Genomic DNA, 26,225 nt, shown 5'->3' with positions numbered 1-26,225 from the left:
CGCGTGGTGGTGCACGGCGCGGCTGCTGAGGCGAGGTTCGGGTTAGAGGTCGTCGGCGCGGCGGCGCTCCAGGAGGACCGTGTCGCGCCAGACCCCGTGGTGGCGGGCGATGCGTTCGCGCACGCCCAGCGTGCGGTACCCGGCGGACCGGTGCAGGGCGATGGCCGCCCGGTTCTCGGGGAAGATCGTGGTCTGCAGGGTCCACAGCCCGGCGTCGTCGGCGGCGGTCACCTGCCGGTGGATCAGCGCCTTGCCGACACCGCGGCCGCGGTGGCGCTCGCCGACGTAGACCGAGGTCTCGGCGACCCCGCAGTAGACCGGCCGGGAGGACACCGCAGCGGCGGCGGCCCAACCCACGACCCGGCCGTCGATCTCGGCCACCCACCGGTGGTCGGGCAGCCAGGTGCGGTCCAGGGTGCGCCGGTCGGGGACCTCCGTTTCGAACGTGGCGTTGCCGGTGGCGATGCCCTCGGCGTAGATGCGCCGCACGTCTGCCCAGTCCTCGGGCTGCATGGTGCGGACGGTGACGTCGGCGGGCAGGTCGGTGGGGCAGCACGGGCGCGGCCCGAGCACGCCCATGACCGCGTCGGCGGCGTGCGGCAGGCCGGTGCAGCAGGCCGGGTTGATCGACACCAAGGTCGAGGTGCCTTCCTTGCGCAGCCGCACGAACCCGACGTCGGCCAGCTTGCGCAGGTGGTGCGAGCAGGTCGACTGGCTGATCCCGAGCTGCTCGGTGAGCGCCCCGACGGTGGTCTCCCGCCCGGCCACCGCGACGGCGTGCAGCAGCCGCACCCGCATCGGTTCGGCCAGGCAGGCGAACCACTCCGCGTACGTCGCCGCATCCCGTGCCCCCAGCTGCGCCGGCTGGAACGCCGACTCCTGGGCAGGCACCACGGACAGCGACGGGGAGGCACTCATGCCAGACAGTATCGACGCACATCGATGATTGCGTCAATCGATGGCGGTCGATACAGTCCAGCCCCATCAATCGACCCAGATCGATGGAGCGTCTCATGGATGAGGTGGACAGGGGGCTGCCGGTCGTGGTGGTGGGTGCCGGGCCGGCCGGATTGGCCGCGGCCGCGCACCTGCTCGGACGGGGGCTGACGCCGCTGGTGTTGGAGGCCGGCCCGGTGGCGGGCGCGGCGGTGCGGGAGTGGCACCACGTGCGGCTGTTCTCCCGGTGGGGTGAGCTGGTCGACGAGGCCGCGGCGAAGCTGCTGGCCCCGACCGGGTGGCGCACGCCGGGCCCGGACCGCTACCCGACCGGCCGGGAGTGGGCCGAGCAGTACCTGCAGCCGCTCGCCGACGCCCTGGGCGACCGGGTCCGTTACGGCGCGCGGGTCACGGGCGTGGCCCGCCGCGGGTGGGACCGCGTGGTCGACGCCGCCCGGGGCACCGAGCCGCTGACGGTGCGGGTCGCGACCGCCGGCGGCGAGGAGCGGATCACCGCGCGGGCGGTCATCGACGCGTCCGGCACCTGGGGCCTGCCCAACCCGCTGGGCGGTGACGGGCTCCCGGCGCTCGGGGAACGGGACGCGGCGGACCGGATCCGCTACCGGATCCCGGACCTGACCGACCCCGGCGAGCGGGCCCGCTACACCGGCAAGCGGATCGTGGTCGCCGGCAGCGGGCACTCGGCGCTGACCGCGCTGGTGGCGTTCTCCGAGCTGGCCGACGAGGAACCCGGAACGCAGGTGGTGTGGCTGCTGCGGCGCGGGGAGATCGGCAACACCTTCGGCGGCGGGGACGCCGACCAGCTGCCCGCCCGCGGCGCGCTCGGCAGGCGCGCCGCCCAGGCGGTGGAGGCCGGGCACGTCCGGACCGTGACCGGGTTCCGCACCGCCGCCGTGCACCGCGACGTCACCGGCGACGGGACGGGCCGGCTGGTGCTGGAGTCGTTCGACGGGGTGCGGCTGGAGCCGGTCGACGAGGTCGTGGCGCTCACCGGGTTCCGCCCCGACCTGAGCTTCCTGTCCGAGGTCCGCCTGGACCTGGACCCGGTGCTGCAGGCGCCGCGCGCGCTGGCGCCGCTGATCGACCCGAACGTGCACTCCTGCGGCACCGTCTACCCGCACGGCGCACGCGAGCTGGCCCAGCCGGAGCCCGACGTCTACCTGGTCGGGATGAAGTCCTACGGGCGGGCGCCGACCTTCCTGTCGCTGACCGGCTACGAGCAGGTCCGGTCGGTGGTCGCGGCGATCGCCGGGGACCGGGAGGCCGCCGAGCGGGTGGAGCTGGTGCTGCCCGAGACCGGTGTCTGTTCGGGTGGAGGGCTCGTGGACGACACCGAGGGGGTTGCGAGCGACGACGCCGCGGCGGCGGGTGGCTGCTGCGGTCCCGCCGCGTCCGCTCCGCTGACGCTCGCCGCGCCCACGGGTGCTGCAGACTGATCGCGTCGTGCACGCCGAACGGATGACCGAGCGGCCCGGCGCGTTGTCGCGCGCCGGGCTGCGGCGGGTGCTCGCCGTCCTGTGCGCCACCGAGATCGTCAGCTGGGGCGTGCTCTACTACGCCTTCCCGGTGCTCGCACCGGGGATCGCGGCCGACACCGGCTGGTCGATCGGCACGATCACCGCCGCGTTCTCCCTCGGCCTGGTGGTCGCCGCGCTCGTCGGGATCCCGGTCGGGCGTTGGCTGGACCGGTTCGGCCCGCGGCTGGTCATGACCACGGGCTCGGTGCTGGCCGTCCCCGCGGTGCTGGCCATCGCCACCGCAGGGTCGCTGCCGTGGTTCTTCGCCGCCTGGGCGCTGGCCGGGGTGGCCCAGGCCGGCGTGCTCTACCAGCCCGCCTTCGCCGCGTTGACCCGCTGGTGGGGGCCGCGGCGCGTCACCGCCCTCACCGCGCTCACGCTGCTGGCCGGCCTGGCCAGCACCATCTTCGCCCCGCTCACCGCGGCGCTGTTCGAACGGCTGGGGTGGCGCGGCACCTACCTGGTGCTCGCCGCGGTCCTCGCGGCCGTGACGCTCCCGGCCCACCTGCTCGGGCTGCGTGGCCCGTGGCCCGCCCCGGACCACGAGGGGCACGGCGAGCACGGCGGGCACGACCCCGGGGCGGTCGCGCGCAGCCGCCCGTTCGTGCTGCTGGTCGCGGCCATCGCGCTCGGCACGTTCGCCGCGTTCGCGGTGGTGGTCAACCAGGTACCGTTGCTGATCGAGCGCGGGTTGTCCACCACGCTGGCGGCGTGGGCGCTGGGCCTCGGCGGGCTCGGGCAGGTGCTCGGGCGCCTCGGCTACGGCCGCCTCGCCGCGCACACGAGCGTTCGGGCCCGCGGCGTGCTCGTCCTCGCCCTCACGGCGGCGGCGACGGCCCTGCTCGGCCTCCTCCCCGGCCCCGCCGTGCTGCTCATCGCCGCGGCCATGCTCGCGGGTGCCGCCCGCGGCGTGTTCACCCTGCTGCAGGCCACCGCGGTCAGCGACCGCTGGGGCGCCGCCCACTACGGTCGGCTCAACGGGATCCTCTCCGCGCCCGCGATGATCGCCACCGCCCTCGCCCCCTGGGCCGGAGCGGCGCTGGCCGGGCTCCTCGGCGGCTACCCGCCGGTGTTCGCCGTGCTCGCGGTCCTCGCCGCGCTGGCCGCTGTCCTCGCCCTCGGCACCGTCCCGCCCCGCCGGCCGGCGACGGGGCCCACCACCCGGCCAACCGTCCCCGACCATCCCGAGAGAGGCCCCGTGCCCGACGTCCCCGAGGTCCTGTTCGTCTGCGTCCACAACGCCGGCCGCTCACAGATGGCCGCCGCCCTGCTCGACCACCACGCCCGGGGCCGCGTCCGCGTCCGCTCCGCCGGCTCCGCACCCGCCGACCGGATCAACCCCGCCGTCCACGAGGTGATGGCCGAGATCGGGCTGGACCTGACGAAACAGTTCCCCAAGCCCCTCACCGACGACGCCGTCCGCGCCGCCGACGTCGTGGTCACCATGGGCTGCGGCGACGCCTGCCCCGTCTACCCCGGCAAGCGCTACCTGGACTGGGAGCTGCCCGACCCGGCCGACCGGACCACCGACGACATCCGATCCATCCGCGACGAGATCGACGCCCGCGTCCGGGCCTTGCTCGCAGAGCTCACCGGGACGCTCTGAACGCGCCGTCCGGGCGGGCCGGAGCCCGTGCGGGCCGTCCCCGACGCGGATGATCCGGGATGAGGCGCCGTCGTCGGTGGCGATCACGTAGAGCTCGTGGGAGAGCGAACCCGCGCTGCGGGTGGCGCCGCTCGTCGGGGCGCGCTTGATTGGCCGAACAACCTTCCCGGCTACGCTCGCGCCCGTGGATGGACGCCCCAGCTTCGACGTCGGCCCGCTGAGCTCGGCGATCTTCCGGGTCGCCCGGCTGCACAAGTCGCTCGCGGCCCGCCTGCTGCGGGAGATCGGCCTGCACCCCGGCCAGGAGCTGGTCCTCATGACGCTGTGGCGGGACGGCCCGCAGCGCCAGGTCGACCTCGCCCGCACGCTCGACTCGGACGCGCCCACGATGACCCGCAGCATCGCGCGCCTGGAGAAGGCGGGCCTCGTCCGACGTTCACCCTCGCCCACCGACGGGCGCGCCACCATCGTCGAGGCCACCGAAGCGAGCCTGCCGCTGCGCGAACCGGTCGAGCAGGCGTGGGCCACCCTCGAGCGGCTCACGACCGACGCCTTGTCACGCCACCGGGCGTCCGAGGCGTTGTCGCTGCTCGCCGAGCTCGAGGCCGGACTGCAGGCCGCCGCGGACCGGGCCTCCCCCGACGCCCGCTGACGACTCTCCTTGAAAAGTTGGCCGAACAAGGAATAGGCTCGGCCAACTTAGTTGTTCGGCTAACTGAAGCACCGAACGGCCACCACGAGGAGCACCGATGTCCCAGCACACCGACGTCCGGACCCACCGGACCGCCTTCGAGCCCGTCCAGCTCGGCAGCCTGCGACTGCGCAACCGGATCGCGATGGCGCCGATGACCCGCAGCCGGTCCTACGACACCCACGCCACGCCCGACATGGCGACCTACTACTCCCAGCGCACCGGCGCCGGGCTGATCGTCACCGAGGGGATCCAGCCCAGCCCGGCCGGCCAGGGCTACCCGTCGACGCCCGGCCTGCACTCCGCGAGCCAGGTCGAGTCCTGGCGGGCGGTCACCGACGCGGTGCACGCCCGCGGCGGCACGATCGTCGCCCAGCTCATGCACACCGGCCGGATCGGGCACCCGAGCTCGACGGCCGCCGCCGGGCACGACGGCGTCGTCCCCGTCGGGCCGTCCCCGGTCCGCGCCGCCGGGCAGATCTTCACGCCCACGGGCCTGCAGGACCACGTGGTGCCGCGGGAGCTGACCGACGACGAGATCGTGGCCACCGTCGCCGACTTCGCCGACGCCGCCCGCAACGCCGTCGCCGCCGGCTTCGACGGTGTCGAGATCCACGGCGCCAACGGCTACCTGCTGCACCAGTTCCTCGCGACCAACGCCAACCGCCGCACCGACCGGTGGGGTGGGAGCCCCGAGAACCGCATCCGGCTGACCGTCGAGGTCGCCCGGGCCGTAGCCGACGCCATCGGCGCCGACCGCACCGGCCTGCGCCTCTCGCCGAACAACGGGCTCGGCGACACCCACGAGCCGGACCACGCCACGACCTACCCGCTGCTCGTCGCGGAGCTCAACGAGCTCGACCTGACCTACCTGCACCTCGTCGACGCGGGCGCCCCGGCGCTCACGCCGATCCTGCGGTCCACGTGGGACGGCGCACTCGTCCTGAACGCCGCCACGCCGGACCCCGTCGACCACCCGCGCCGCCTCGATCTGGTCGAGGCCGGAGCCGCTGACGTCGTCTCCTTCGGCCGGCTCTTCATCGCCAACCCCGACCTGGTCACGCGCCTCATTGCCGGCGCGGAGCTCGCGCTGCCCGACATGTCCCGGGCCTACGGCGGCGACCACCGCGGCTACACCGACTACCCCGCCCTCGCGGCGTCCTGACCCCCACGAACTGTTCCGGAGGACGAACCCATGACCACCACATCCCCCGCAACCGGCCGCACCGTCGTCATCACCGGCGCCGCCGGCGGCGTCGGCGCCGCGCTCGTCGAGCGCTTCCTCGGCAACGGCGACCGCGTCATCGCCACCGACCTCTCCGCGGACGCCCTCGACGCCCTGCGCTCCCGCCTCGACGCCGGGGCCGACCTCGTCACCGTCGCAGGCAGCATCGCCGACGAGCACGACGTCGAGGCCCTCGCCGCCGCGGCACGTGACGCGGGCGGCGTCGACGTCCTGCTGAACGTCGCCGGCTTCTTCCCGTTCGACCACTTCGCCGACACCACCCCGCAGCGCTGGCGCACCGTCATCGACATCAACCTCACCGGCTACTTCCTCGTCACCCACGCCCTCCTGCCCCTGATGCGGGGCCGCGGGTGGGGCCGGATCGTCAACGTGGGCTCCGCGTCCATGTACCCGGGTGTCGCCGGCCAGGTCCACTACGTCTCGGCGAAGGCGGGCCTCGTCGGCTTCACGCGCAGCCTGGCCCGCGAGGTGGGCGACGACGGGATCACCGTCAACCTGCTCACCCCGGGCCTGACCCTCACCGGGCCCGTCCTCGACCACTTCCCACCGGAGCTGATCGCCTCCCAGCGCGAGGGTCGCGCCCTGCGGCGGGACCAGCACGCCGACGACCTGGTCGGCCCGATCTTCTTCCTCGCCTCGCCGGACGCCGACTTCGTGACCGGTCAGACGCTCAACGTCGACGGTGGCATGTTCATGAACTGATCCGGGTGGTCTAGCGGGTGATGCCGGTGTGGCCGAGGGAGTACCGGCCCGGTTGCGGCCAAACGCAGAGCCCGTGCGGGCCGTTCCCGACGCGGATGGTCCGGATGAGGCGCCCGTCGTCGGTGGAGATCACGTAGACGGAGCGGTGGTAGCGGCCGGAGAGCCACAGCTGGGAGCCGTCGGCGGTCACGTTGCCCATGTCGGGGCTGCCGCCGCCCGGGAGGTGCCATTTCGTGATGGCCTCGCCGGTGTCGGCGTCGAGGACGCTGATCGAGCCCTCATGGCGGTTGGTGACGAAGAGCCGCGTGGCGTCGCGGGAGAGGTAGAGCCCGTGCGCGCCGTGTCCGGTGGGGATCTCGCGGATCACGGTCGTGGCGGCGCCGTCGAGGACCCACAGCCCGTTCTGCTGGGCGTCGGCGATGTAGAAGACCGAGCCGTCGGGGGCGAGCTTGATGTCCTGCGGGCCCATCCTCGTGTTGCGGTGCGGCATGTCGATCATCCGCAGCAGGGAGCGGGTCACGACGTCGACGACGGCGACGCGGCCGGCGAACTCGCAGGTGAACACGGCGGTCCGGCCGTCGAGGCCGAACTCGGCGTGGTCGATCCCCGCGCAGTCCGGGGTGCGCAGCTCGCCGAGCTCGGCCCAGGTGCGGGGGTCGTAGAAGACCAGCCGGCGGAGGCGTTCGGCGACCGAGATCGCGACGGCGCCGTCCGGGGTGAAGTACATGTTGTACGGGTCGGTGACCGGGATGGCGGCGCCGGGGGTGCCGGTGACCGGGTCGAAGGGCACGATCTTGTTGCCCGTGTCGTCGGTGGCGTAGAGCGTGGTCATGTCCCAGGACGGCACGACGTGCTGCAGCTCGCCGCCGAGCCGGTAGGTGCCCACCGTGGCGAAGGTGGCCGGGTCGATCACCCGCACCTCGCCCGACTTCGTGTGCGGCACGTACACCAGCGGTTTCGCCGACCGGACCGCGGGCGAGAGCATCCCGGCGCCCGCGTCGGCGTAGACGTTGCGCCGGTCGGTGACCGGTGGCATGCCCGGCAGGGCGTCCGGGTCCGCGACGGGCGTCGCGACCGGTGGGTCCGCCGCAGCGGGCGGATCCGGTTCCGGGACCACGCCGCACGCGGCCAGCCCCGCGGCGAGTGCGATCAGCGCGACGAGCGCACCCGCGCGCCGCAGGACGGGGCCGCGGTGCCGATGCTCCACGGGTGTCGTCTCGCCCCGCCCGCCCCGAACATTTCGTCCTCGGGGTCGCGGGAAACGGAGCGCCAGCTCAGCGACCGACGACGGCGCCGCCGGGGGAGTCGAGGCCGCCGGCCGGGGCCACCGTCGCCGCTCGACGGGACGACCCGGGGCGGCGGGGTCATGTGTGCCGGCGAGGGGTGGGGCGGGTGGGACTCGAACCCACGACCTGACGGATTATGAGTCCGCTGCTCTAACCAGCTGAGCTACCGCCCCGGCCCAGCGAGGCTACCGAACCCGGGGACGGCGACGGCCCGCGGTCGGCCCGCTCCATCTGCGGCGCCGACCACCTCACATGTCACCGGCCCGACGCCCCTTCGACGGGCGCCGGGCCGGGAGTCCCCGATCTCAGTGGGTGAGGGTCTGGGCGCGCTTGCGGGCGTCCTTGGCCAGCCCGCTCGCCTGGTGGGCGACCTCGTGACCCACCGCGGTTGCGCGGGCGGCGACGTCGTGGCCGATCCTGCTCGCGAGGCCGGGGCCACGGTGGAGCCGCTCCTGCAGGCGGGCGCTGCGCTTCGCGGTGCGCTTGCGCAGCTGGGCGCCCCGCTTCGCCGCGCGCTTCTGCAGCTGCGCGCTGCGCTTCTCGGCGCGGCGGCGGGCCTTGGCGGCGCGGCGGCCCAGCTCGGCGGCGCGCTGCTCGAGCTCCGCCCGCGAGGAGGAGACGACGGGAGCGAGCCCGGCGGCGAGCCCGGTGACCGTGCCGCCCGCGCCGCGCGCGGAGCCGGAGAGCCTGCCGCCCGCCTCGTGGACGGCTCCGGTGACCCGGCCGGTCACGTCGGCGGCGGCACCGGTGACGGCGCCCGCCTGGGCGGCGGCGAGCCGCGCCGCGCGGCGGCCGCGCCAGCCGAGGGACGGCTTGCCGCCGGTGTCGGCGGCGGCGATCAGCAGGCCGCCGAGCAGGCCCACGTTCTTGAGGAAGTGGGTTTGCTGCTCCTGCTTGCGGTCGGGGTCGGTCTCCTCCCAGAACCGGTGGCCAGCCAGCGTGGTCGGCACCAGCGTCGCCGCGAGGGCGGTGGCGGCGAGGCGGGGGAACTTGCCGAACGCGAGCATCGTCCCGGCGACGACCTTCACGCCGCCGTCGATCTTGACGAGCAGCACGTCGTCGGGGCGGCGGTCGATCGGGGCGACGTCGGTCACCTTGTCGACCGCGGGCGCCATCACGTCGAGCATGGGCTTCGCGACCTGCGCGTGCGTCTCCGGATCGCGGAGGGCGTTGATGCCGCCCTGGATGAAGAGGGCGGCGAGCATGGGCCGGGCGAGTCGTCGAAGGAGCATGTCGACGCATCCCCGCCCCGGGCCCCACCCAAACGCCGAATGCCCCGAACGCTGTTTCGATCAAGAGGTGGTGCCATCATTCGGGGGTGACGACCCCAAGGCTGGCCATCGGGCTCGACATCGGCGGGACGAAGATCGCAGGCGCCGTCGTGGACGAGCGCGGCACCGTGGTGGCGGAACTCGTCGAACGGACACCGGAGGAGTCGGACGCCGAGTCGGTCACCGCCGTGCTGCTGTCGATGATCGACCGGCTCAGGGCGGAGCACGACGTCGTCACGATCGGGGTCGGCGCCGCCGGCATCGTCGAGTGGCCGGCGGGCAAGATGCTGTGGGCGCCGAACAACGCCTACCGCGACTGGCCGGTGCGCGAGCAGCTGGAGAAGGTCACCAACCTCCCCGTCACCGTCGACAACGACGCGAACGTCGCCGCGCTCGCCGAGGCCCGCCTCGGGGAGCCGTACCCGAACATGGTGCTGGTGACCGTCGGCACCGGCATCGGCGGCGGCCTCGTCATGGACGGCAGCATCTACCGCGGGCCCACCGGCATGGGTGCCGAGCTCGGCCACATCATCCTCAACCCGGACGGCCCACGCTGCGGCTGTGGCAACCACGGCTGCTTCGAGGCCTACGCCTCCGGCACGGCGCTCACGCGGATGGGCCGCGACGCCGCCGCCGACGACCCGGAGGGCGTGATCGCCCGGATCGGCGCCGAGGACGGCGAGGTCACCGGGCACACGGTCCTCAAGGCCGTGCACCGGGGCGACGAGGTCGCGAAGTCGCTGTTCGCCCGGCTCGGGCGCTGGCTCGGGGTCGGTATCGCCTCGCTCGCGAACATCTTCGAGGTCGACGCCGTGGTCGTGGGGGGCGGCCTGAGCGAGACGGGCGAGCTGCTGCTCGCGCCCGCCCGGGCGGCGGCCCGCGAGTACGCCTACGCCCCCACCGCGCGCGGGGTCCCGCCGGTCGTGCCGGCGACGTTCGGCGCCGACGCGGGCAAGATCGGCGCGGCGCTGCTCGCGCTCGACCACGCCTGACCCACCGGGCGCCGCTCAGCGACGGCGGCGGAACCCCTTCACTCACTAGGGTGGGGTCGTGACCCTCGTGCTCGGGCCGGTGCTGCGCCACGTCGGCGAGACCACGGCGTCGGTCTGGGTCCAGACCGACCGGCCGGCGTCGGTGTCCGTGCTCGGGTGCAGCGCGCGGACGTTCGAGGTGGCGGGCCACCACTACGCGCTCGTGCCGGTCACCGGGCTCACCCCGGGCAGCATCACGCCCTACGAGGTGGAGGTGGACGGCGAGCGGGTTTGGCCGCCCGCCGCGCACCCCTTCCCGCCCAGCGTCATCCGCACCCGCGGGGGCGCCGAGCGGCACCGGATCCTCTTCGGGTCCTGCCGCTACCCGAAGGTCACCGACCGCAAGATCGCGGCGCAGCTCGGGGTCGACGCCCTCGACGCGTACGCCGCGCGCATGGCGGGGCGCCCGCACGAGGAGTGGCCGGACGCGCTCCTGCTGCTGGGCGACCAGGTGTACGCCGACGAGCTGACGCAGCGGGACCGGCGGCGGATCACGTCGCGCGCCGACCGGCACCCGGACTGGCCGGACGACGAGATCGTCGGCTACGACGAGTACGTCGGGCTCTACCGCGACTCGTGGAGCGACCCGGAGATCCGGTGGCTGATGTCCACCGTGCCCACGGCGATGATCTTCGACGACCACGACGTGCGCGACGACTGGAACACCTCGGCCGCGTGGCGCGCGGAGATGAACGCCAAGCCGTGGTGGCGGGAGCGGATCCGCGCGGCGCTCGCCTCGTACTGGGTCTACCAGCACATCGGCAACCTGGCGCCCGAGGAGCTCGCCGCGGACCCGGACCACCGCAAGATCACCGGGCACGACGGGGACACCTGGCCGCTGCTGGTCGAGCTCGCCGACCGCGCCGACGCCGAGGTCGACGGCGCGAAGGGCGTGCGGTTCAGCTTCCGGTGGGACATCGGCCGCACCCGGCTGCTCATGGTCGACTCGCGCAACGGGCGGATCCTCGAGGACGGCATGCACCTCATGCTCGGCGAGTCGGAGTTCTCCTGGATCGAGCGCGAGGCCGCGGCGCCCGGGGAGGTCGACCACCTGCTGGTCGGCACGTCGGTCCCCTGGCTGCTGCCGCACGCCATCAGCGACCTCGAGACGGTCAACGAGATCGCCGCGGAGCGGCCGGGCCTGCGCGGCCGGATCGCCGAGGCCGTGCGGCAGGCCGCCGACCTGGAGCACTGGCCCGCGTTCCGGGCATCCTTCGACCGGCTCACCGCGATGATCGGCCGCGCGGCCCGCAGCGGCGTCGCCACGGTCACCGTGCTCTCCGGCGACGTCCACCACAGCTACGCGGCCCGGGCCGTCCTGCCGGACGGGCCGGCCGCGCCGGTGCACCAGCTGACCTGCTCGCCGGTGCACAACCAGATCCAGTGGTTCGTCCGACCGGGGTTCCGGCTCGCCTGGTCCCGCCTGGCGCGCCGGGTGGGCGAGCGGTGGGCGGAGCGGGCCGGCGCTCCGCCCAAGCCGCTGACGTGGCGGCGCCTGCTCGGCCCGCTGTTCGGCAACACGATCGCCACGCTCGACCTCGAGGGGCGCCGGGCTCAGGCTGTCTTCGAGCAGCCGGTGTCGTCGGCGTCACTCGCGGAACGAGCCCGTCTCGATCTCACCGGATGAGAGGGGTTCCCATGACGGCTACCGCCACCGACTCACCGTCCGCGATCGCGGGCCAGACCGTCGTGCTCCGGGCCACCACCGCCGAGCACGTGCCGGTGTTCCTCGAGATCCTGCGCCACCCCGACATCGCTCCCTTCTGGGCCGGCTACGACCTGGAGCGGGTGCGGCGCGAGCTGCTCGGCCCGCACGCGTACGCGATCGAGCTGGCGGGCGAGGTCGTCGGCGTGATCATCTACCGCGAGGAGAACGACCCCGACCACCGCCACGCCGCCCTCGACATCGCGCTGCACCCCGACCACCAGGGCCAGGGCCTCGGCTGCGACGCGCTGCGGGCGATGGTGCGGTACCTGTTCCACAGCCGCGGCCACCACCGGGTCACCATCGACCCGGCCGCCCACAACGAGCGGGCGATCCGCAGCTGCGCCCGCGCCGGGTTCCGGCCGGTCGGGGTGATGCGCAAGTACGAGCGTTCGGTCGACGGCAGCTGGCACGACTGCCTGCTGATGGACCTGATCAGCGACGACCAGCCGTGACGCGGGCCTCGCCGCTCTCCCACAGCGGGCCGGCCAGGAGCCAGATCCCAGCGACCACCCACACCCGCCCGATCCACCACCACAGCTCGTCGGCCTGCTCCGGCGAGGCGACGAACAGCACGAGCCCGCCGAGCACGACGGTCGTGATGGTGGCGGCCGTGACGACCCGGCCCCACTCGCGCCACAGGTGGGCGATGCGCTCGGGCGTGCCCTTCGCCGGCTTCACCGGTGGCGGGCCGCCGGCGAAGCGGTGGGCGAACCGGACGTCGGCCCAGCGGACGATGCTCGGCCCGAACGCCACGCTGAACCCGAGGTAGACGCCGGCCAGCCCGTGCACCGGGCGCGGTTCGGCGCCGTGCAGGAGGTCCAGCGCGACCGCGACGACCAGCACGACGTCCACCAGCGGGATCCCGGCGAGCAGCAGGGTGCTGAGCGCGCGCAGCCGCAGCAGGTACCGGGTGGCGAGGCCGAGCCCGAGCAGCACCCAGAACCCGGCCTCGCTCGCGAGGATCAGCGCGACGACCGGGTTGTCCCGCGCCAGCTGGACGAGGTCCCCCAGCTGGGCGCTCACGTCCAGCGCCCGACGACCGCGGACGGCCCGGCGAGCAGCGCCGCGGGGATGCCCGTCGCGACGACGATCAGAACGATCCCGGTGGTTTCCAGCATGGCCCGAGGCTCACACCGGGGACGGGGTCGACACATCCGGAGATGGCGGTACGCCCGGGTCATCCCTTCGATCGACAGGCCGGGCCGCGAAGGGTCAGAAGGGGGTGCGCGAGAGGAAGGTGCGCCAGACCGCGGGGTCGCCGAGGACCTGCAGGGCCGGGTCGTCGGCGGGGATCCGCCGCAGCACCGCCCGCAGCAGGTCGGCCGCCCGGCCGCGCACCGCCGCGGCGCCCTTGCCGTGCCCGTGCTCCCACGCGACGCGGCCGTCCGCGGACCGCACCAGCCACTCCCCCTCCGCCCCGAGGCCGTCGTCGGTGGCATGCAGGTGCAGGGTGGCGCCATCGGGCAGCGCGGGCCCGTCCGCTGGGACCGGGCGGGTCGCGAGGATGTCGAGCCACTCGCTCACGCCGTCCGCGGCGAGGCCGGGCTCGATCTCGTAGGGCACGCCGAGCGCGGCCGCCGCGTCGGCGCGGTGCACGGCGGCCTCGTGCAGCCGCCTGCGGATCCACCAGGCGGCGGGCCGGGGCCCGGTGAACGTCCAGACCGCGACGTCCGGTCCGGTCGCCTCCACCGCCTCGAGGAGCAGCCGGGGGCCCGCGGTCAGCCACCCCACCGGGTCGTCGGCGGGCGGCTTGCCGTCCGGCACCGTGCGGATGTCGACCCGCTCCTGCGCCCGCTCCCGCACGATCGTCGCGGCCCAGCGGTCGCCGCGACCGACGTGCGTGAGCAGCTGCCGCAGCGCCCAGCCCGGGCAGGTCGGGACGGGGGTCTGCGGGTCGGCGGCGGCGAGCAGCTCGGCCAGGCGCCGGTTCTCCTCGACGAGCGCATCGGCGGGCTTCATACCCTGACGCTAGCCCGTCAGGGGTAGCGGGGGTGGGCGCATGGCCGAAGTCCGGACGGGGTAGGAAACGCGTATGGCGCCAGAGAAACGGGAATGGTCGGTCCCCGGCCCGATCCGGGCTCTCCTGTGGTGGCCCGGCGTCGCGTTCGTGCTGGTGATGATCGCTCCGGAGTCCGCGGCGATGGGCATCGCCGTCTCCGGCGCCGTACTGATGGCGCTCGGCGCCGTCGTCCCGTTCGTGTCGCGACGGCTGCGCAGGGCCCAGCCGGCTCCCCCGCGGAGCATCGACGACCACCCGACCGTGGAGATGCCCACGGTCGAGCTCCCGCCCGCGGAGCGGGTCGCCTGAAGCTCATCGGCACCGGCCGCACGGCCGACGTCTACGCGCTCGACGAGCACCGCGTCCTGCGCCGGTACCGCGATCCCGGGCGCGGCGTGGTCGCCCGCGAGGCGGCGGCGATGGCGCACGTCGCCGCCCACGGGTTCCCCGCACCCGCCGTGTTCGCCGCCGACGGCACCGACCTCGTGATGGAGCGGCTGCACGGCCCCGTCCTCCTCGACGCCGTCGCCGCGGGCGAGCGCGACGCCGCGGACGCCGGCCGCGTGCTCGCCGACCTGCACGCCCGCCTGCACGACGTCCCGTCCCGAACCCGCGACCCGCACGAGCGGGTGCTGCACCTCGACCTGCACCCCGCGAACATCGTCCTCACCGGGCGCGGGCCGGTGTTGATCGACTGGACGAACGCCGCCGACGGCCCGCCCGGCCTCGACGTCGCCCTCACCGCGGTGATCCTCGCCCAGGCCGCGGTGGCCCCCGGCCACGAGCACGGCGACGCGGCGGCCCGGATGCTCACCGCGTTCCTCGGGGCGACCGGCCGACAGGCGCTCGCCCTGCTCGACCGAGCCGTGGCGCGGCGCGCCGCCGACCGCTCGATGACCCCGGCCGAGGTGCGCCTGCTCGACGACGCCGCCGCGCTCATCACCTCGATCGCCCGCTGACGGCCCGTTGTGCAGTTCACCCCTGGTTAGGTTGCACGTCCGATACTCGGAAGCCAAACTAAATTCAGGTGCGGGAGAGAGGACGAGCCATGGCAGAGCTGCACGCGCCGGCCAACCCGGTGCGCTTCGTCACCGCGGCCAGCCTCTTCGACGGCCACGACGCGGCGATCAACATCATGCGGCGCATCCTGCAGCGGCAGGGTGCCGAGGTGATCCACCTGGGCCACAACCGCTCGGTCGACGAGGTCGTCACCGCCGCGATCCAGGAGGACGTGCAGGGCGTCGCGGTCAGCTCCTACCAGGGCGGGCACATCGAGTACTTCACCTACCTGGTGGAGCTGCTGCGCGAGCGCGGCGCGGGCCACGTCAAGGTCTACGGCGGGGGCGGCGGCGTGATCGTCCCCCGCGAGATCGAGCTGCTGCACCAGCGCGGGGTGTCGCGGCTCTTCTCCCCGGAGGACGGCCAGCGGCTCGGGCTCCCCGGGATGATCAACACGATGATCCGGGAGTGCGACGTCGACCTCGCCGCCACTCCCCCGCAGTCGTTCGACGGGCTGTTCACCGGCGAGCCCGCCACCCTCGCCCGGACCCTCACGCTCGCCGAGGCGGGGCGGCTGCCCGCCGACCTCGACCTCACCCCGCGCCGCCCGGTCCCCGTCCTCGGCATCACCGGCACCGGCGGCTCCGGCAAGTCCAGCCTCACCGACGAGCTCGTGCGCCGCTTCCGCCTCGACCAGGAGGACAAGCTGCGGATCGCGGTGCTCGCCGTCGACCCGACCCGCCGCCGCGGCGGGGGCGCGCTGCTCGGCGACCGGATCCGGATGAACTCGCTCACCGGCGACCAGGTCTTCTTCCGCTCGATGGCCACCCGCGGCACCGGCAGCTCGTTGCCCGAGCGGCTCGGCGACGTGATCGGCGTGCTCAAGGCGGCCGGGTTCGACCTGGTGATCGTCGAGACCCCGGGCATCGGGCAGGGCGACGCCGGGATCGTGCCGTTCGTCGACCGGTCGCTCTACGTCATGACGCCCGAGTACGGCGCCGCGTCCCAGCTCGAGAAGATCGACATGCTGGACTTCGCCGACGCGGTGGCGATCAACAAGTTCGAGCGCCGCGGGGCGGAGGACGCCCGCCGCGACGTGAGCAGGCAGCTGCTGCGCAACCGCGAGGAGTTCGGGGCGTCCTGGGAGGACATGCCCGTCTTCGGCACCAGCGCCGCCACGTTCAACGACGACGGCGTCACCGCGCTCTACCACCACCTCAAGGACATGCTGGCCGGCGACGGCCTCACCGTCGCCGAGGGCAGGCTGCCCCGCGTCGACCGCAAGACCTCGAGCCACGACGCGGCGATCATCCCGCCGAACCGGGTGCGATACCTGTCCGAGATCGCCGAGACCGTGCGCCGTTACCACGCCGAGACGGAGCAGCACGTCGAGGCGGCGCGGCGGCGCCAGCACCTGCGCACGGCGCGCGAGCTCGTGGGCGAGGCCGTCGACGAGGCGCTGCAGCAGGCCGAGCGGGACCTCCCGCCGGAATCGGCCGAGCTGCTCGACGGGTGGGCGGAAGTCGTCGAGGCCTACTCCGGCGACGAGATGGTCGTGAAGGTCCGCGACAAGGAGCTGCGCACCAAGCTCAACCGCGAGACGCTGTCGGGCAACAAGATCCCGCGCGTCGCGCTGCCGCGCTACACGGAGGACGCGGAGCTGCTGCGGTTCCTGCGCAAGGAGAACCTGCCCGGGCGCTTCCCGTTCACGGCCGGGGTGTTCCCGTTCAAGCGCGAGGGCGAGGACCCGGGCCGCATGTTCGCCGGCGAGGGCGACGCGTTCCGCACCAACCGCCGGTTCAAGCTGCTGTCGGAGCACTCGGAGGCCAAGCGGCTCTCCACCGCGTTCGACTCCGTCACGCTCTACGGGCACGACCCCGACACCCGACCCGACATCTACGGCAAGATCGGCACCTCCGGCGTCTCGATCGCGACGCTGGACGACATGAAGGCCCTCTACGACGGGTTCGACCTCTGCTCACCGAACACGTCGGTCTCGATGACGATCAACGGGCCGGCGCCGACGATCCTGGCGTTCTTCCTCAACACCGCGATCGACCAGGTGATCGACCGGTTCCGCGCCGAGGAGGGGCGCGAGCCGGACGCCGCCGAGCGCGAGGAGCTCACCGCCTGGGCGCTGCAGAACGTCCGCGGCACGGTGCAGGCCGACATCCTCAAGGAGGACCAGGGCCAGAACACCTGCATCTTCTCCACCGAGTTCAGCCTGCGGATGATGGCCGACATCCAGGAGTGGTTCATCCGCCACAAGGTGCGCAACTTCTACTCGGTGTCGATCTCCGGCTACCACATCGCCGAGGCCGGGGCGAACCCCATCACGCAGCTCGCGTTCACCCTCGCCAACGGGTTCACGTTCGTCGAGAGCTACCTCGCGCGCGGCATGAAGATCGACGACTTCGCGCCCAACCTGTCGTTCTTCTTCTCCAACGGCATGGACGCGGAGTACTCGGTGATCGGGCGGGTGGCCCGGCGGATCTGGGCCATCGCGATGCGGGAGAAGTACGGGGCGAACGAGCGGTCGCAGAAGCTCAAGTACCACATCCAGACCTCGGGCCGCTCGCTGCACGCCCAGGAGATGGACTTCAACGACATCCGCACCACGCTGCAGGCGCTGTGCGCGCTCTACGACAACGCCAACTCCCTGCACACCAACGCCTACGACGAGGCGATCACGACCCCGACCGAGTCGTCCGTGCGCCGGGCGCTCGCCATCCAGCTGATCATCGGCAAGGAGTGGGGCCTGTCGATGAACGAGAACCCGCTGCAGGGCTCGTTCATCATCGAGGAGCTCACCGACCTCGTCGAGGAGGCCGTGCTCGCCGAGTTCGACCGGCTCTCCGAGCGCGGTGGCGTGCTCGGCGCGATGGAGACCGGCTACCAGCGCGGCAAGATCCAGGACGAGTCGCTGCTGTACGAGCAGCGCAAGCACGACGGCTCGCTGCCGATCATCGGCGTCAACACGTTCGTGCGCGAGCACGACGAGGAGCCGCAGGAGGTCGAGCTGGCCCGCGCCACCGAGGAGGAGAAGCAGAGCCAGCTGCGGCGGCTCGCCGACTTCCACCGCCGCCACGCCGACGAGGCCCCCGAGGCGCTCCGCCGGCTGCAGGAGGTGGCCACGAGCGGCGGCAACGTCTTCGACGAGCTGATGAAGGCGGCCCGGGTCTGCTCGCTCGGGCAGCTGACCGACGCCTTCTTCGAGGTGGGCGGTCAGTACCGGCGCAACATGTAGCCCGGCCGGGCGGCGAGGACGGGGCGGCGCAGCGCCGGGGTCAGCGCCGCCACCAGCGCGATGCCCAGCACGCACATCAGCCCGCCCGAGACCGCTGCGACGCCCGCCGTGGTCGCCCCGGCCACCAGGCCCGCCCGGAAGTCGCCCAGGTGCGGGCCCGCCATCCCGACGATGTCCTCGACGGCGCTGACCCGCCCGCGGTAGGCGTCCGGGGTGGCGAGCTGCACGAGGGCGCCGCGGGAGACCACCGAGACGGTGTCCGCCGCGCCCGCGACGGCGAGGCAGCCGAGCACCATCCACAGCGTCGGCGCCAGCCCGAACCCCACCAGCGCGGCCCCCCACGTGCCCGCGGCCGCGAGCATGGCGAGGCCGGGCCGGGCGGCGCGGGTGACCGCGCCCGAGGTGAGCCCGGCGCTGATCCCGCCCACCGCGATCGCGGAGAGGAACAGCCCGAGGGTCTGCGGGTCGCCGCCGAAGCGGTCGGCGTTGACGACCGGGAAGAGCGCGACCGGCATCGCGAGCACGGTGGCGATCAGGTCGGTGAGGAACGATCCCGCGAGCACCGGCTTGGACAGGATGAACCGCCACCCCGCGATGACCGCCGCGACGCCGGGCCGGGCGGCCTCACCGTCGGGCGGCAGCGCCGGGAGCCGCACCACCCCGTACAGCGCGGCCAGGAACGTCAGCGCGTCGACGGCGTAGCAGGCGGCCACGCCCCAGCGCGCCGCCAACACCCCCGCGGTCGCGGGCCCGATGAGCATGGCGGCCTGGAAGGAGAGGTTGAACAGCGCGAGCCCGGCCCCGACCTGGTCGGCGGGCAGCAGGCGGGCGGCGAACGTGCGGCGGGCGGGGGCACCCAGCGCACCGCTCGCCGACTGCAGCGCGACCAGACCGAGCAGCACCGCGAGCGAGCCGAGCCCGGCCAGTGCCTGCGCGGTCAGGAGGACCGCGGTGGTCATCTGGGCGAGCGTCGTGGCCAGGACGAGCCGCCTGCGGTCGACGGCGTCGGCGAGGGTGCCGCCCACGACCCCGAACAGCACCATCGGCACGGCCTGCGCGAGCCCGATCGCGCCCACGGCCACCGGGTTCGCCGTCAGCTCCCACGTCTGGACCAGGACGGCGACCACGGCGAGCTGTCCGCCGAGCGTGGAGAGTGCGCTGCCCCACCACACGCGGCGGAACGGCGCGCTGGACCGCAGCGGCCGGGTGTCGAGCAGCAGCTTCACGGCCCGGCCAGCCGATCAGCGATCCGGTCGTGGAACGAGCGGCGCGCGAGTGCCGCCTGCAGGTCCTGCACCACCTGCGTGACCGGGTAGGGGATCTCGGCGTCCAGCTCGGCGACCGCGTCCTCGGTGGCCCGCCACTCCGCCTCCAGGAACGGCAGCAGCTCCCGCGCCCGGTCGGTGAGCGCGACCTGCCGCGTGCGGGCGTCGGCCCCCCGCTCGGTGGTCACGAGCCCCTCCCGCTGCAGGGCGGCGACGGTCTGGCTCATCGCCGAGTGCGTCACCTCGAACGAGGTCGCGAGCTGCCGGATCGTCATCGGCCCCCGGCGGCCGAGCCGGATCAGCGGCCCGACGAACCGCGGCCGCACGCCGCCGATGCCGTGCTCGGCGTAGACGCGGGCGATGTCGGCGTCCATCGCGTCGAGCAGCCGGAACAGCGGGCCCCATCGGCCCCGCTCGGTGGGGTCCTGGCTCATGCCGACCATCGTAACAGCACTTATATAAGTGCTGTTATATCTGTTGGCCCGGCTGCGGGCGGGCGTGCCGGGTCACATCGCCGGTGCCGGCACCGCGGCGTGCTCCCTGCTTCGGGTGCGAGTGGCTCGGATGGCGTGGCTCGTCGCCTCGGGCGGGTGGTCGCGTCGGGTTCACCACCGACCCGCTTCCCGCGGCCGCCGGGATCCGGCGGAACTCCCACCGGCCGTCCACGCGACCGATCTGGTAGCCGTGGTCGTGCACGCCGGTGTGGTGGAACGTGCACATCACGACGAGGTTGTCGATGTCGGTCGGGCCACCCGGCTCCCACGGGTTGCCTGGTGATCGAGGCAAGGAGCCCACCCGGGTCTGACCCTTCTCGGGTTCCGCGGAACCCGACGTGGAAGCCCCTCCTGCGGCGCCGCTCGTCGATGGATGGCGCCGATGCGGCTGGGGCCGAGGGTGATGCGTTGCAGGGCCCGCAGGATCACCTGGGTGTCCCCGGCAGCGAGCGCCGGGCGAGCGCCTCGTGCCGGTCGGGGGCATGGGCGGCCGGCACCGTGACGCCTTCGTGCAGCGGTGGGCGGTCGCCACGCTGATCCGGGCGTCGACGGCGAGGCGCGCCGCCGGGGTGGCGTCCCGGAACCAGCGCAGCACCTCACCCACCTGCACGCCGTCGGCCTCCCCGCGGCGCCGCGCCCACTGGGCCTCGACGAGCGCGGCCGCGAGGTGCTCGCGTTCGTCCCCGGTGAGACGGTGTGGCCGGACCGCTTCGCCGCGGTCGAGCCGCCCGACCGGCTCGCCCGGGTGGGCCGGCTGGTCCGGCAGTTACACGACGCCGTCGCGGGGTTCACCCCGCCCCCGGACGCGGTGTGGAACGTCGCCGGCCCCCGGGTCGCGCCTGTGGGACCTCGCCCACGCCGCGAAGGCGTTCGTCCCGCTCTCGGCCGACCCGGCCTGGCGGCGCCCCGACGCCGCCGCGCGCCTGCGGGTGCTCGCCGACGCCTACGGGCTCGACGAGGAGCAGCGCCGCCGGCTCGCGCCGATGCTGGCGCACCGCGCCCGCGCGATGCACGACCTGCTGGTCCGCGGCCACGCCACCGGCACCCAGCCGTGGGCCCGGCTCTTCGCGGGCGGCCACGGCGAGGTGTGGCGGCGCGACAGCGCGTACATCGAGCGGCACGAGCTCGATTGGCTCTCCGCGCTACTGGCCTGACCGCCGGTCCAGCACCTCGGGGTTCGCGCAGTTCGTCGGGCGCCCGCCGGACAGGACCGCGGCCACCTCCGCCGCGATCCGGGCCGCCGACTCCTCCGCGACCTGGCGGGAGGCGCCCGCGAGGTGCGGGGTGGCGAAGACCTCGGGTCGCTTGGGCAGCGGGTCGTCCGGGGCGGGCGGCTCGGGGTCGAACACGTCGAGCACGGCGGCCCGCAGGTGCCCGGACGCGAGCGCGGCGTCGAGGGCGCGGGTGTCGACCAGCTCCCCGCGGGCGGTGTTGACCAGCACCGATCCCGGGCGCATCCGGGCGAGCGCGGACTCGTCGATCATCTGCTTCGTCTCCGGCGTGAGCCGCGCGTGCAGGCTGACCACGTCGCTCGACGCGAGCAGCTCCGGCAGGTCCACCAGCCGCACGCCCACGCGCTCGGCGTCCTCGGCGGACGCGTACGGGTCGTGGGCGAGCACGCGGGAGCCGAAGCCGCGCAGCAGCTCGGCCACGCGCAACCCGACCGCGCCCAGCCCGACCAGCCCGACGGTGGCGGCCCGCAGCTCCAGCCCGGTGCGCTCGTAACGGAAGCCGGCGGCGTCCCACCGGCCGGACGCGAGGTCCGCGGCGGCGGCGGGCAGGCCGCGCATCGCGCAGATCATCGTGCCCACGCAGAACTCGGCGACCGCGCCCAGGTTGCGGCCCGGCAGGTACGCGACGAGCACGCCGGCCGCGGTGGCCGCGGGCAGGTCGACGTTCACCGGCCCGCCCCGGGTCACCCCGACCACCCGCAGGGTGGGCGAGCCCGCCCCGAGGACCTCGGCCGTGAGCGGGGCGAGGTGGGTGACCAGCGCGTCGGCGCCCCGCACCAGCTCGGCGAGCCGGGCCGGGTCGCCCGCCGCCTCCCGCACGCCGTCCACGGAGCGGAACGGCTCGGTGGGCCACGCGGTGTCGATCCGCCGGAACTCGCCCTCGACGCCCGCGTCGGCGAGCGCGCGAGCGAGCAGGTCCGCGGAGATGAACTCGTCGCCCGCGCACACCACGACGCTCATCGCAGCCGCTCCCCCGACTCGGGGTCGAACACGTGCACGCGCTCGGGTACCGCCGCGATCGTGACCGGGTCGCCCGCGCGCAGCTGGTGCCCCGGGTCCACCTGGGCCACCAGCTTGGTGTCCACGCCGGGCAGCTCCACGGTCGCGAGCCCGAACTCGAGCAGGTCCTCGAACACCAGAACGGTTCCCTCCAGGCCCGGGCCCTCGGTCGGGTGGCAGTCCTGCGGGCGCAGCCCGACCACCACGTCCTTGCCGTCGGGGACGCGCACGGCCGTCGCGAGCCCGCCGACGCCGCCGACCCGCACCCCGCTGCCGGTGCCGACGCCCGGCAGCAGCGTGATCGACGGCTCCCCCACGAAGTCGGCGACGAACGTGTCGGCCGGCGCGTCGAAGATCTCGTCCGGGGTGCCGAACTGCTTGATCACCCCGGCGTCCATCACGGCCATCCGGTCGGCGAGGCTGAGCGCCTCCAGCTGGTCGTGGGTGACGACGATCGTGGTGTAGCCGAACTCGCGCTGCAGCACCTTGAGCTCGCGGCGCACCCGCTGGCGCTGCCCGGCGTCGAGGTGCGAGAGCGGCTCGTCCAGCAGCAGCACCGGGGGGTTGCGCACCAGCGCCCTGGCGAGCGCCACCCGCTGCTTCTGGCCGCTGGACAGGTTCGCGGGCCTCAGGTCGAGCAGGTCGGTCATCTCCAGCCGCTCGGCGATCGCGTCGACGCGGGCGTTCACGTCGCGCGCGCGGCGCGCCTTCAGCCCGTAGGCCAGGTTCTCCCGGACGGTGAGCGGCGGGTAGAGCGCGTAGCTCTCGAAGCCGACGCCGACGTTGCGCTTGCCGGGCGGCAGGTCGGCCACCGAGCGGTCGCCGATGAGGATCCGCCCGGACGTCACGGTCTCCAGCCCGGCGATCATCCGCAGGGTCGTGGTCTTGCCGCACCCGGACGGGCCGAGCAGGGCGACCAGCTCGCCGGGCTCGATGTCCAGGTCGATGCCCTTCACGGCCTCGAACGGCTCGCGGCCGCGGGCGGTGTAGGTCTTGCGCAGCGACTCCAGTCGCAGGCGCTGCGCGGTGGCGGTGCCGGTGGTGGTGGCGGTGGTGGTCATCGGGCCCCTCCGGTGAGCACGCCCTCCGGCCGCCGGGCGGCGCCCAGGCGGGCCCCGTCGGCGGAGAAGACGTGCACGCGGTCCCAGTCGACGGCGAGGGCGACGTCCCCGCCCTCCTGCACGCGGTGGTCGGAGGTGACGGTGATGATCTGCACCCCGGCCACGTCCACCGACAGCTCGACCGACCGCCCGAGCCGCTCGGCCAGCACGACCTTCCCGTGCAGGACGAGGCGTTCGGTGGACGGGGCCTGATCGACGATCTCCAGGTCGCGGGGCCGGATGCCGACCTGGACCCGGCCGTCGGCCACCGGGGCCCCGACGGTGAACGCCTTCCCGACCCTGGCCTCGCCGCCGCTCACCTCGGCGTCGAGGAGGTTCATCTCCGGCTGGCCGAGGGCGCGGGCGACGAACGTGTCGACCGGCTCGTTCCAGACCTGCGCCGGCGTGCCGACCTGCACCAGCCGCCCCTCCCGCAGCACCCCGATCCGGTCGCCGAGGGCGAGCGCCTCCTGGTAGTCGTGGGTGACGTAGAGGGTGGTCGTGCCGGACAGCTCGCCGAGCTGCTTGAGCTCGGCGCGCATGGCCGCGCGCAGCTTGGCGTCCAGGTGCGACAGCGGCTCGTCGAGCAGGTAGACCTCCGCGGGCCGCACCAGCACGCGGCCGAGCGCGGTGCGCTGGCGCTGCCCGTTGGACAGCTCCCGCGGGAAGCGCTTGAGCAGGTGGTCGATGCCGAGCGTGGTCGTGACCTGCTTGATGCGCTCGGCCTGCTGCTGCGGCGTCCAGGTGCCGTTGCGGCCCGACCGCAGCGGGGAGGCGAGGTTCTCCTCCACCGTCTTCTGCGGGTAGAGCGCGTAGCTCTCGAACGCCATCGCGACGCCGCGGTCGTAGGGCTCGACCCCGGTCATGTCCCGGCCCGCGATGCGCACCTCGCCCTCGACCTGGTCGACGAGCCCCGCGATGCTCTTGAGCGTGGTCGTCTTGCCGGCGCCGGACGGGCCGAGGATCACGAAGAACTCGCCGTCGGGCAGCTCGAGGTCGATCCCGTGCAGGGCGACCGTCTTGCCGTAGCGCGCGACGAGGCCCTTCACCGAGAGGGAACCCACTACGACTTCACCGCCCCGAACGACAGGCCGCGCACGAGGTACCGCTGGATCGACAGCGCCACCAGCAGCGGCGGGAGCGCCGCGATGATCGCGGCCGCGGCCGTCAGGTTGTAGTAGGCCTGCCCGCCGCCGCCGAGGAAGCGGGTGACGGCCACCGTCACCGGCGTGTTCTGGCTGCCGGTGAGGATCAGCGGGAACACGTAGTTGTTCCAGGCGAAGATGAACGCGAGCAGCGCCGCCGCCGCGATCCCCGGCCGCACCAGCGGGAGCGCCACCATGAGGAACGCGCGCTTGCGGGTGTAGCCGTCGAGCAGCGCGGCCTGCTCCAGCTCGGCGGGCATGTCCTGGAAGTACGACCGCAGGATCCACACGATCAGCGGCATCGTCACCAGCTGCAGCACCCAGATCATGCCGACGTTCGTGTCGAACAGCCCGATCTGGTTGTAGATCACGAACAGCGGGACGATCACCATCAGCTCCGGCGCGAACCGGAACGACAGGATCGTGAACATGACGTCGTTGGAGCCGCGGTACTTCCAGCGGCCCGCCGCGTACGCGGCGGGGATGCCGATGACGAGCGACACGATCACCGCGCCCACGCAGTTGATCACGCTGGTGAGCAGCGCGTCGGTGAAGTCGACGCTGGTCAGCCGCTCGCCCTCGGACGACAGGACGGTCGCGAAGTTCTCGAGCGTCGGGGTGAACGCGAAGTAGGTGCTGATCTGCTCCGCGTCGGTCTTGAGCGCCAGGAGCACCATCCAGACCAGCGGGAACAGCGAGAACACGAACCAGGCCAGCAGCACCAGGTCGGCACCGATCGATGCCGGCGAGAACCGCCGCTGGCCGGGCCCCAGCTCCCTGGCAGCCATCTACTCCTCCGATCCTGCGGCGCGCCGCTGGGCCTTGCCCAGCACGCTCACCAGGTAGCGGGCGGTCAGGAAGACGATCACCCAGAGCAGGAACATGTAGGTGCTGCCCCTGGAGTACTGCAGCTGGATGATCGAGTTCTGGTACGCGCCGATCTGCAGGGTGCGCGTGGCGTCGCCCGGCCCGCCCGCGGTCAGCACGAACACGTGGTCGAAGATCTTCAGCGAGTCCATGAAGCGGAAGATCACCGCCACCAGGATGTAGGGCCACATCATCGGCAGCATCAGCCGCCGGAACATGTAGAACCAGCTCGCGCCGTCGACCGCCGACGCCTCGAACGGCTCCTTCGGCAGCGACCGGATCCCGGCCAGCACGAGGATCGCGACGAACGGCGTGTAGATCCAGACGTCGACGAGGATCACCGACCAGATCGCGGTGGTTTCCCCGAGCCAGTCGAACGTCGAGCCGAGCCCCAGCACGTAGTTCAGGACCCCGTACTGCGGGTTGAACATCAGGCCCCAGATCACGCCCGCGATCACCGGCGCGATCATCAGCGGCAGGATCAGCACCCGCTCGAAGATCCGCCCGATCAGCGACGACCGGTTGAGCAGCAGCGCGATGCCGACGCCGAGCACCGTCTCGACCACGGTGGCGACCACGGCGTAGAAGAGCGTGACGCGCACGCTCGACCAGAACGCCGGGTCGGACAGGGTGTTGGCGAAGTTCTCCAGCCCGACGAACACCGGCTGGCGCACCACGGCCGCGTAGTTGAGGAACGCGTAGTAGGCGCCCAGCACGAACGGGTAGAGGATCCCGACGATGATCAGCACCGCCGGGATCGACAGCACGTACGGCCGCAGCCCGCGCCGCCAAGCCGGCACCGGTCGCGGCTCGCGCTGCACGACCGGCGCCGGGGTCCTCGGTGGGGCGGTGGTGGTCACGAA

Annotated in this window: 24 protein-coding genes, 1 tRNA gene and 2 pseudogenes; 13 read left to right on the top strand and 14 right to left on the bottom strand. The window is 73.7% G+C overall.

What is annotated here, in order from left to right:
• Nucleotides 1-42 precede the first annotated feature (42 nt).
• Nucleotides 43-918: a helix-turn-helix domain-containing GNAT family N-acetyltransferase gene (locus VKZ81_RS10040; protein ID WP_324241193.1), complete on the bottom strand. Its 876-nt coding sequence runs from the start codon at nt 916-918 to the stop codon at nt 43-45.
• A 95-nt stretch (nt 919-1,013) separates the two neighbouring features.
• Here VKZ81_RS10040 and VKZ81_RS10035 point away from each other — a divergent pair, with 95 nt between their 5' ends.
• The 6 genes and pseudogenes from VKZ81_RS10035 to VKZ81_RS10010 all read left to right on the top strand — a co-directional run bounded on the left by VKZ81_RS10035 (nt 1,014) and on the right by VKZ81_RS10010 (nt 6,719).
• Entirely contained in the window at nt 1,014-2,393 is a 1,380-nt protein-coding gene (locus VKZ81_RS10035; RefSeq protein ID WP_324241192.1) for an NAD(P)-binding domain-containing protein, read from the top strand.
• A 22-nt stretch (nt 2,394-2,415) separates the two neighbouring features.
• A pseudogene (locus VKZ81_RS10030) lies at nt 2,416-3,576 on the top strand (MFS transporter); the annotation flags it as partial.
• A 96-nt stretch (nt 3,577-3,672) separates the two neighbouring features.
• Nucleotides 3,673-4,080, top strand: a complete 408-nt coding sequence (locus tag VKZ81_RS10025; RefSeq protein ID WP_324241209.1) for an arsenate reductase ArsC — start codon at nt 3,673-3,675, stop codon at nt 4,078-4,080.
• Between the two features lie 184 nt (nt 4,081-4,264).
• Nucleotides 4,265-4,732, top strand: a complete 468-nt coding sequence (locus VKZ81_RS10020) for a MarR family winged helix-turn-helix transcriptional regulator (RefSeq protein ID WP_324241191.1) — start codon at nt 4,265-4,267, stop codon at nt 4,730-4,732.
• Between the two features lie 97 nt (nt 4,733-4,829).
• Nucleotides 4,830-5,936: an alkene reductase gene (locus VKZ81_RS10015; RefSeq protein ID WP_324241190.1), complete on the top strand. Its 1,107-nt coding sequence runs from the start codon at nt 4,830-4,832 to the stop codon at nt 5,934-5,936.
• A gap of 30 nt (nt 5,937-5,966) precedes the next feature.
• Nucleotides 5,967-6,719 (top strand): SDR family NAD(P)-dependent oxidoreductase, encoded by a 753-nt coding sequence (locus VKZ81_RS10010; RefSeq protein WP_324241189.1) that lies wholly within the window; start codon nt 5,967-5,969, stop codon nt 6,717-6,719.
• Between the two features lie 10 nt (nt 6,720-6,729).
• Here the strand turns inward: VKZ81_RS10010 and VKZ81_RS10005 are convergent, their stop codons facing one another.
• The 3 genes from VKZ81_RS10005 to VKZ81_RS09995 form a co-directional block, all read right to left on the bottom strand.
• Complete coding sequence (locus tag VKZ81_RS10005; protein ID WP_324241188.1) at nt 6,730-7,926, bottom strand: YncE family protein; 1,197 nt, start codon at nt 7,924-7,926, stop codon at nt 6,730-6,732.
• A gap of 177 nt (nt 7,927-8,103) precedes the next feature.
• A tRNA-Ile gene (locus VKZ81_RS10000) sits at nt 8,104-8,178 on the bottom strand.
• Nucleotides 8,179-8,310: 132 nt separating this feature from the next.
• Entirely contained in the window at nt 8,311-9,237 is a 927-nt protein-coding gene (locus tag VKZ81_RS09995) for a DoxX family protein (protein WP_324241187.1), read from the bottom strand.
• Nucleotides 9,238-9,323: 86 nt separating this feature from the next.
• Here VKZ81_RS09995 and VKZ81_RS09990 point away from each other — a divergent pair, with 86 nt between their 5' ends.
• From VKZ81_RS09990 to VKZ81_RS09980, 3 genes are read left to right on the top strand one after another with little or no spacing between them, the layout of a single operon-like run.
• The gene (locus tag VKZ81_RS09990) at nt 9,324-10,268 is read left to right on the top strand and encodes an ROK family protein (RefSeq protein ID WP_324241186.1); all 945 of its coding nucleotides are present in this window, start codon (nt 9,324-9,326) and stop codon (nt 10,266-10,268) included.
• Nucleotides 10,269-10,326: 58 nt separating this feature from the next.
• Complete coding sequence (locus tag VKZ81_RS09985; protein WP_324241185.1) at nt 10,327-11,934, top strand: alkaline phosphatase D family protein; 1,608 nt, start codon at nt 10,327-10,329, stop codon at nt 11,932-11,934.
• Between the two features lie 11 nt (nt 11,935-11,945).
• On the top strand, nt 11,946-12,467 hold the full coding sequence (locus tag VKZ81_RS09980; protein ID WP_324241184.1) for a GNAT family N-acetyltransferase: 522 nt from the start codon (nt 11,946-11,948) through the stop codon (nt 12,465-12,467).
• On the opposite strand, the gene VKZ81_RS09975 is transcribed toward VKZ81_RS09980, so the two are convergent.
• Entirely contained in the window at nt 12,448-13,038 is a 591-nt protein-coding gene (locus VKZ81_RS09975) for a hypothetical protein (RefSeq protein WP_324241183.1), read from the bottom strand. The genes VKZ81_RS09980 and VKZ81_RS09975 overlap by 20 nt on opposite strands.
• 189 nt (nt 13,039-13,227) lie before the next feature.
• On the bottom strand, nt 13,228-13,974 hold the full coding sequence (locus tag VKZ81_RS09970) for a maleylpyruvate isomerase family mycothiol-dependent enzyme (RefSeq protein WP_324241182.1): 747 nt from the start codon (nt 13,972-13,974) through the stop codon (nt 13,228-13,230).
• A 73-nt stretch (nt 13,975-14,047) separates the two neighbouring features.
• Between VKZ81_RS09970 and VKZ81_RS09965 the strand changes: the two genes are divergently transcribed.
• The 3 genes from VKZ81_RS09965 to icmF all read left to right on the top strand — a co-directional run bounded on the left by VKZ81_RS09965 (nt 14,048) and on the right by icmF (nt 18,260).
• The gene (locus tag VKZ81_RS09965; protein WP_324241210.1) at nt 14,048-14,323 is read left to right on the top strand and encodes a hypothetical protein; all 276 of its coding nucleotides are present in this window, start codon (nt 14,048-14,050) and stop codon (nt 14,321-14,323) included.
• Nucleotides 14,320-14,973 (top strand): phosphotransferase, encoded by a 654-nt coding sequence (locus VKZ81_RS09960; protein WP_324241208.1) that lies wholly within the window; start codon nt 14,320-14,322, stop codon nt 14,971-14,973. Before VKZ81_RS09965 ends, VKZ81_RS09960 begins: the two co-directional genes overlap by 4 nt.
• A gap of 89 nt (nt 14,974-15,062) precedes the next feature.
• The gene (gene icmF / locus VKZ81_RS09955; RefSeq protein ID WP_324241181.1) at nt 15,063-18,260 is read left to right on the top strand and encodes a fused isobutyryl-CoA mutase/GTPase IcmF; all 3,198 of its coding nucleotides are present in this window, start codon (nt 15,063-15,065) and stop codon (nt 18,258-18,260) included.
• Here the strand turns inward: icmF and VKZ81_RS09950 are convergent.
• The 3 genes and pseudogenes from VKZ81_RS09950 to VKZ81_RS35315 all read right to left on the bottom strand — a co-directional run.
• Nucleotides 18,239-19,486 (bottom strand): MFS transporter, encoded by a 1,248-nt coding sequence (locus VKZ81_RS09950; RefSeq protein ID WP_324241180.1) that lies wholly within the window; start codon nt 19,484-19,486, stop codon nt 18,239-18,241. The genes icmF and VKZ81_RS09950 overlap by 22 nt on opposite strands.
• The gene (locus tag VKZ81_RS09945) at nt 19,483-19,959 is read right to left on the bottom strand and encodes a MarR family winged helix-turn-helix transcriptional regulator (protein ID WP_324241179.1); all 477 of its coding nucleotides are present in this window, start codon (nt 19,957-19,959) and stop codon (nt 19,483-19,485) included. Before VKZ81_RS09945 ends, VKZ81_RS09950 begins: the two co-directional genes overlap by 4 nt.
• 497 nt (nt 19,960-20,456) lie before the next feature.
• Nucleotides 20,457-20,629, bottom strand: a pseudogene (locus VKZ81_RS35315) (IS5/IS1182 family transposase); the annotation flags it as partial.
• 319 nt (nt 20,630-20,948) lie between these two features.
• On the opposite strand from VKZ81_RS35315, the gene VKZ81_RS09935 reads away from it, so the two are divergent.
• On the top strand, nt 20,949-21,173 hold the full coding sequence (locus VKZ81_RS09935; RefSeq protein ID WP_324241178.1) for a hypothetical protein: 225 nt from the start codon (nt 20,949-20,951) through the stop codon (nt 21,171-21,173).
• On the opposite strand, the gene VKZ81_RS09930 is transcribed toward VKZ81_RS09935, so the two are convergent.
• The 5 genes from VKZ81_RS09930 to VKZ81_RS09910 are packed head-to-tail and all read right to left on the bottom strand — an operon-like array spanning nt 21,162 to nt 26,222.
• Nucleotides 21,162-22,211 (bottom strand): NAD(P)-dependent oxidoreductase, encoded by a 1,050-nt coding sequence (locus tag VKZ81_RS09930; RefSeq protein ID WP_324241177.1) that lies wholly within the window; start codon nt 22,209-22,211, stop codon nt 21,162-21,164. The two genes, VKZ81_RS09935 and VKZ81_RS09930, sit on opposite strands and share 12 nt — an antisense overlap.
• A complete protein-coding gene (locus VKZ81_RS09925) occupies nt 22,208-23,311 on the bottom strand; it encodes an ABC transporter ATP-binding protein (RefSeq protein WP_324241176.1) in 1,104 nt (367 codons plus the stop codon). Before VKZ81_RS09925 ends, VKZ81_RS09930 begins: the two co-directional genes overlap by 4 nt.
• Nucleotides 23,308-24,414 carry an ABC transporter ATP-binding protein gene (locus tag VKZ81_RS09920; protein WP_324241175.1) on the bottom strand — a complete coding sequence of 369 codons (1,107 nt, stop codon included), beginning with the start codon at nt 24,412-24,414 and terminating at the stop codon, nt 23,308-23,310. The genes VKZ81_RS09925 and VKZ81_RS09920 overlap by 4 nt, the downstream gene beginning before the upstream one ends.
• Entirely contained in the window at nt 24,414-25,283 is an 870-nt protein-coding gene (locus tag VKZ81_RS09915) for a carbohydrate ABC transporter permease (protein WP_324241174.1), read from the bottom strand. The genes VKZ81_RS09920 and VKZ81_RS09915 overlap by 1 nt, the downstream gene beginning before the upstream one ends.
• Complete coding sequence (locus tag VKZ81_RS09910) at nt 25,284-26,222, bottom strand: carbohydrate ABC transporter permease (protein WP_324241173.1); 939 nt, start codon at nt 26,220-26,222, stop codon at nt 25,284-25,286.
• Nucleotides 26,223-26,225: the final 3 nt, after the last annotated feature.

Origin of the sequence: Pseudonocardia sp. (genome assembly GCF_035305885.1) — a bacterium.
In the GTDB taxonomy this organism is placed as follows: domain Bacteria; phylum Actinomycetota; class Actinomycetes; order Mycobacteriales; family Pseudonocardiaceae; genus Pseudonocardia.
The sequence above is the reverse complement of the archived record's forward strand: the minus strand, read 5'-3'. Positions and strand labels throughout refer to the sequence as shown.

Bases quoted from the DNA above. Each gene is read 5' to 3' on its own strand.
- VKZ81_RS10040 (WP_324241193.1), bottom strand. From the start codon at position 918: ATGAGTGCCTCCCCGTCGCTGTCCGTGGTGCCTGCCCAGGAGTCGGCG.
- VKZ81_RS10035 (WP_324241192.1), top strand. From the start codon at position 1,014: ATGGATGAGGTGGACAGGGGGCTGCCGGTCGTGGTGGTGGGTGCCGGG.
- VKZ81_RS10015 (WP_324241190.1), top strand. From the start codon at position 4,830: ATGTCCCAGCACACCGACGTCCGGACCCACCGGACCGCCTTCGAGCCC.
- VKZ81_RS10010 (WP_324241189.1), top strand. From the start codon at position 5,967: ATGACCACCACATCCCCCGCAACCGGCCGCACCGTCGTCATCACCGGC.
- VKZ81_RS09995 (WP_324241187.1), bottom strand. From the start codon at position 9,237: ATGCTCCTTCGACGACTCGCCCGGCCCATGCTCGCCGCCCTCTTCATC.
- VKZ81_RS09980 (WP_324241184.1), top strand. From the start codon at position 11,946: ATGACGGCTACCGCCACCGACTCACCGTCCGCGATCGCGGGCCAGACC.
- VKZ81_RS09970 (WP_324241182.1), bottom strand. From the start codon at position 13,974: ATGAAGCCCGCCGATGCGCTCGTCGAGGAGAACCGGCGCCTGGCCGAG.
- VKZ81_RS09965 (WP_324241210.1), top strand. From the start codon at position 14,048: ATGGCGCCAGAGAAACGGGAATGGTCGGTCCCCGGCCCGATCCGGGCT.
- icmF (WP_324241181.1), top strand. From the start codon at position 15,063: ATGGCAGAGCTGCACGCGCCGGCCAACCCGGTGCGCTTCGTCACCGCG.
- VKZ81_RS09945 (WP_324241179.1), bottom strand. From the start codon at position 19,959: ATGAGCCAGGACCCCACCGAGCGGGGCCGATGGGGCCCGCTGTTCCGG.
- VKZ81_RS09930 (WP_324241177.1), bottom strand. From the start codon at position 22,211: ATGAGCGTCGTGGTGTGCGCGGGCGACGAGTTCATCTCCGCGGACCTG.
- VKZ81_RS09925 (WP_324241176.1), bottom strand. From the start codon at position 23,311: ATGACCACCACCGCCACCACCACCGGCACCGCCACCGCGCAGCGCCTG.
- VKZ81_RS09915 (WP_324241174.1), bottom strand. From the start codon at position 25,283: ATGGCTGCCAGGGAGCTGGGGCCCGGCCAGCGGCGGTTCTCGCCGGCA.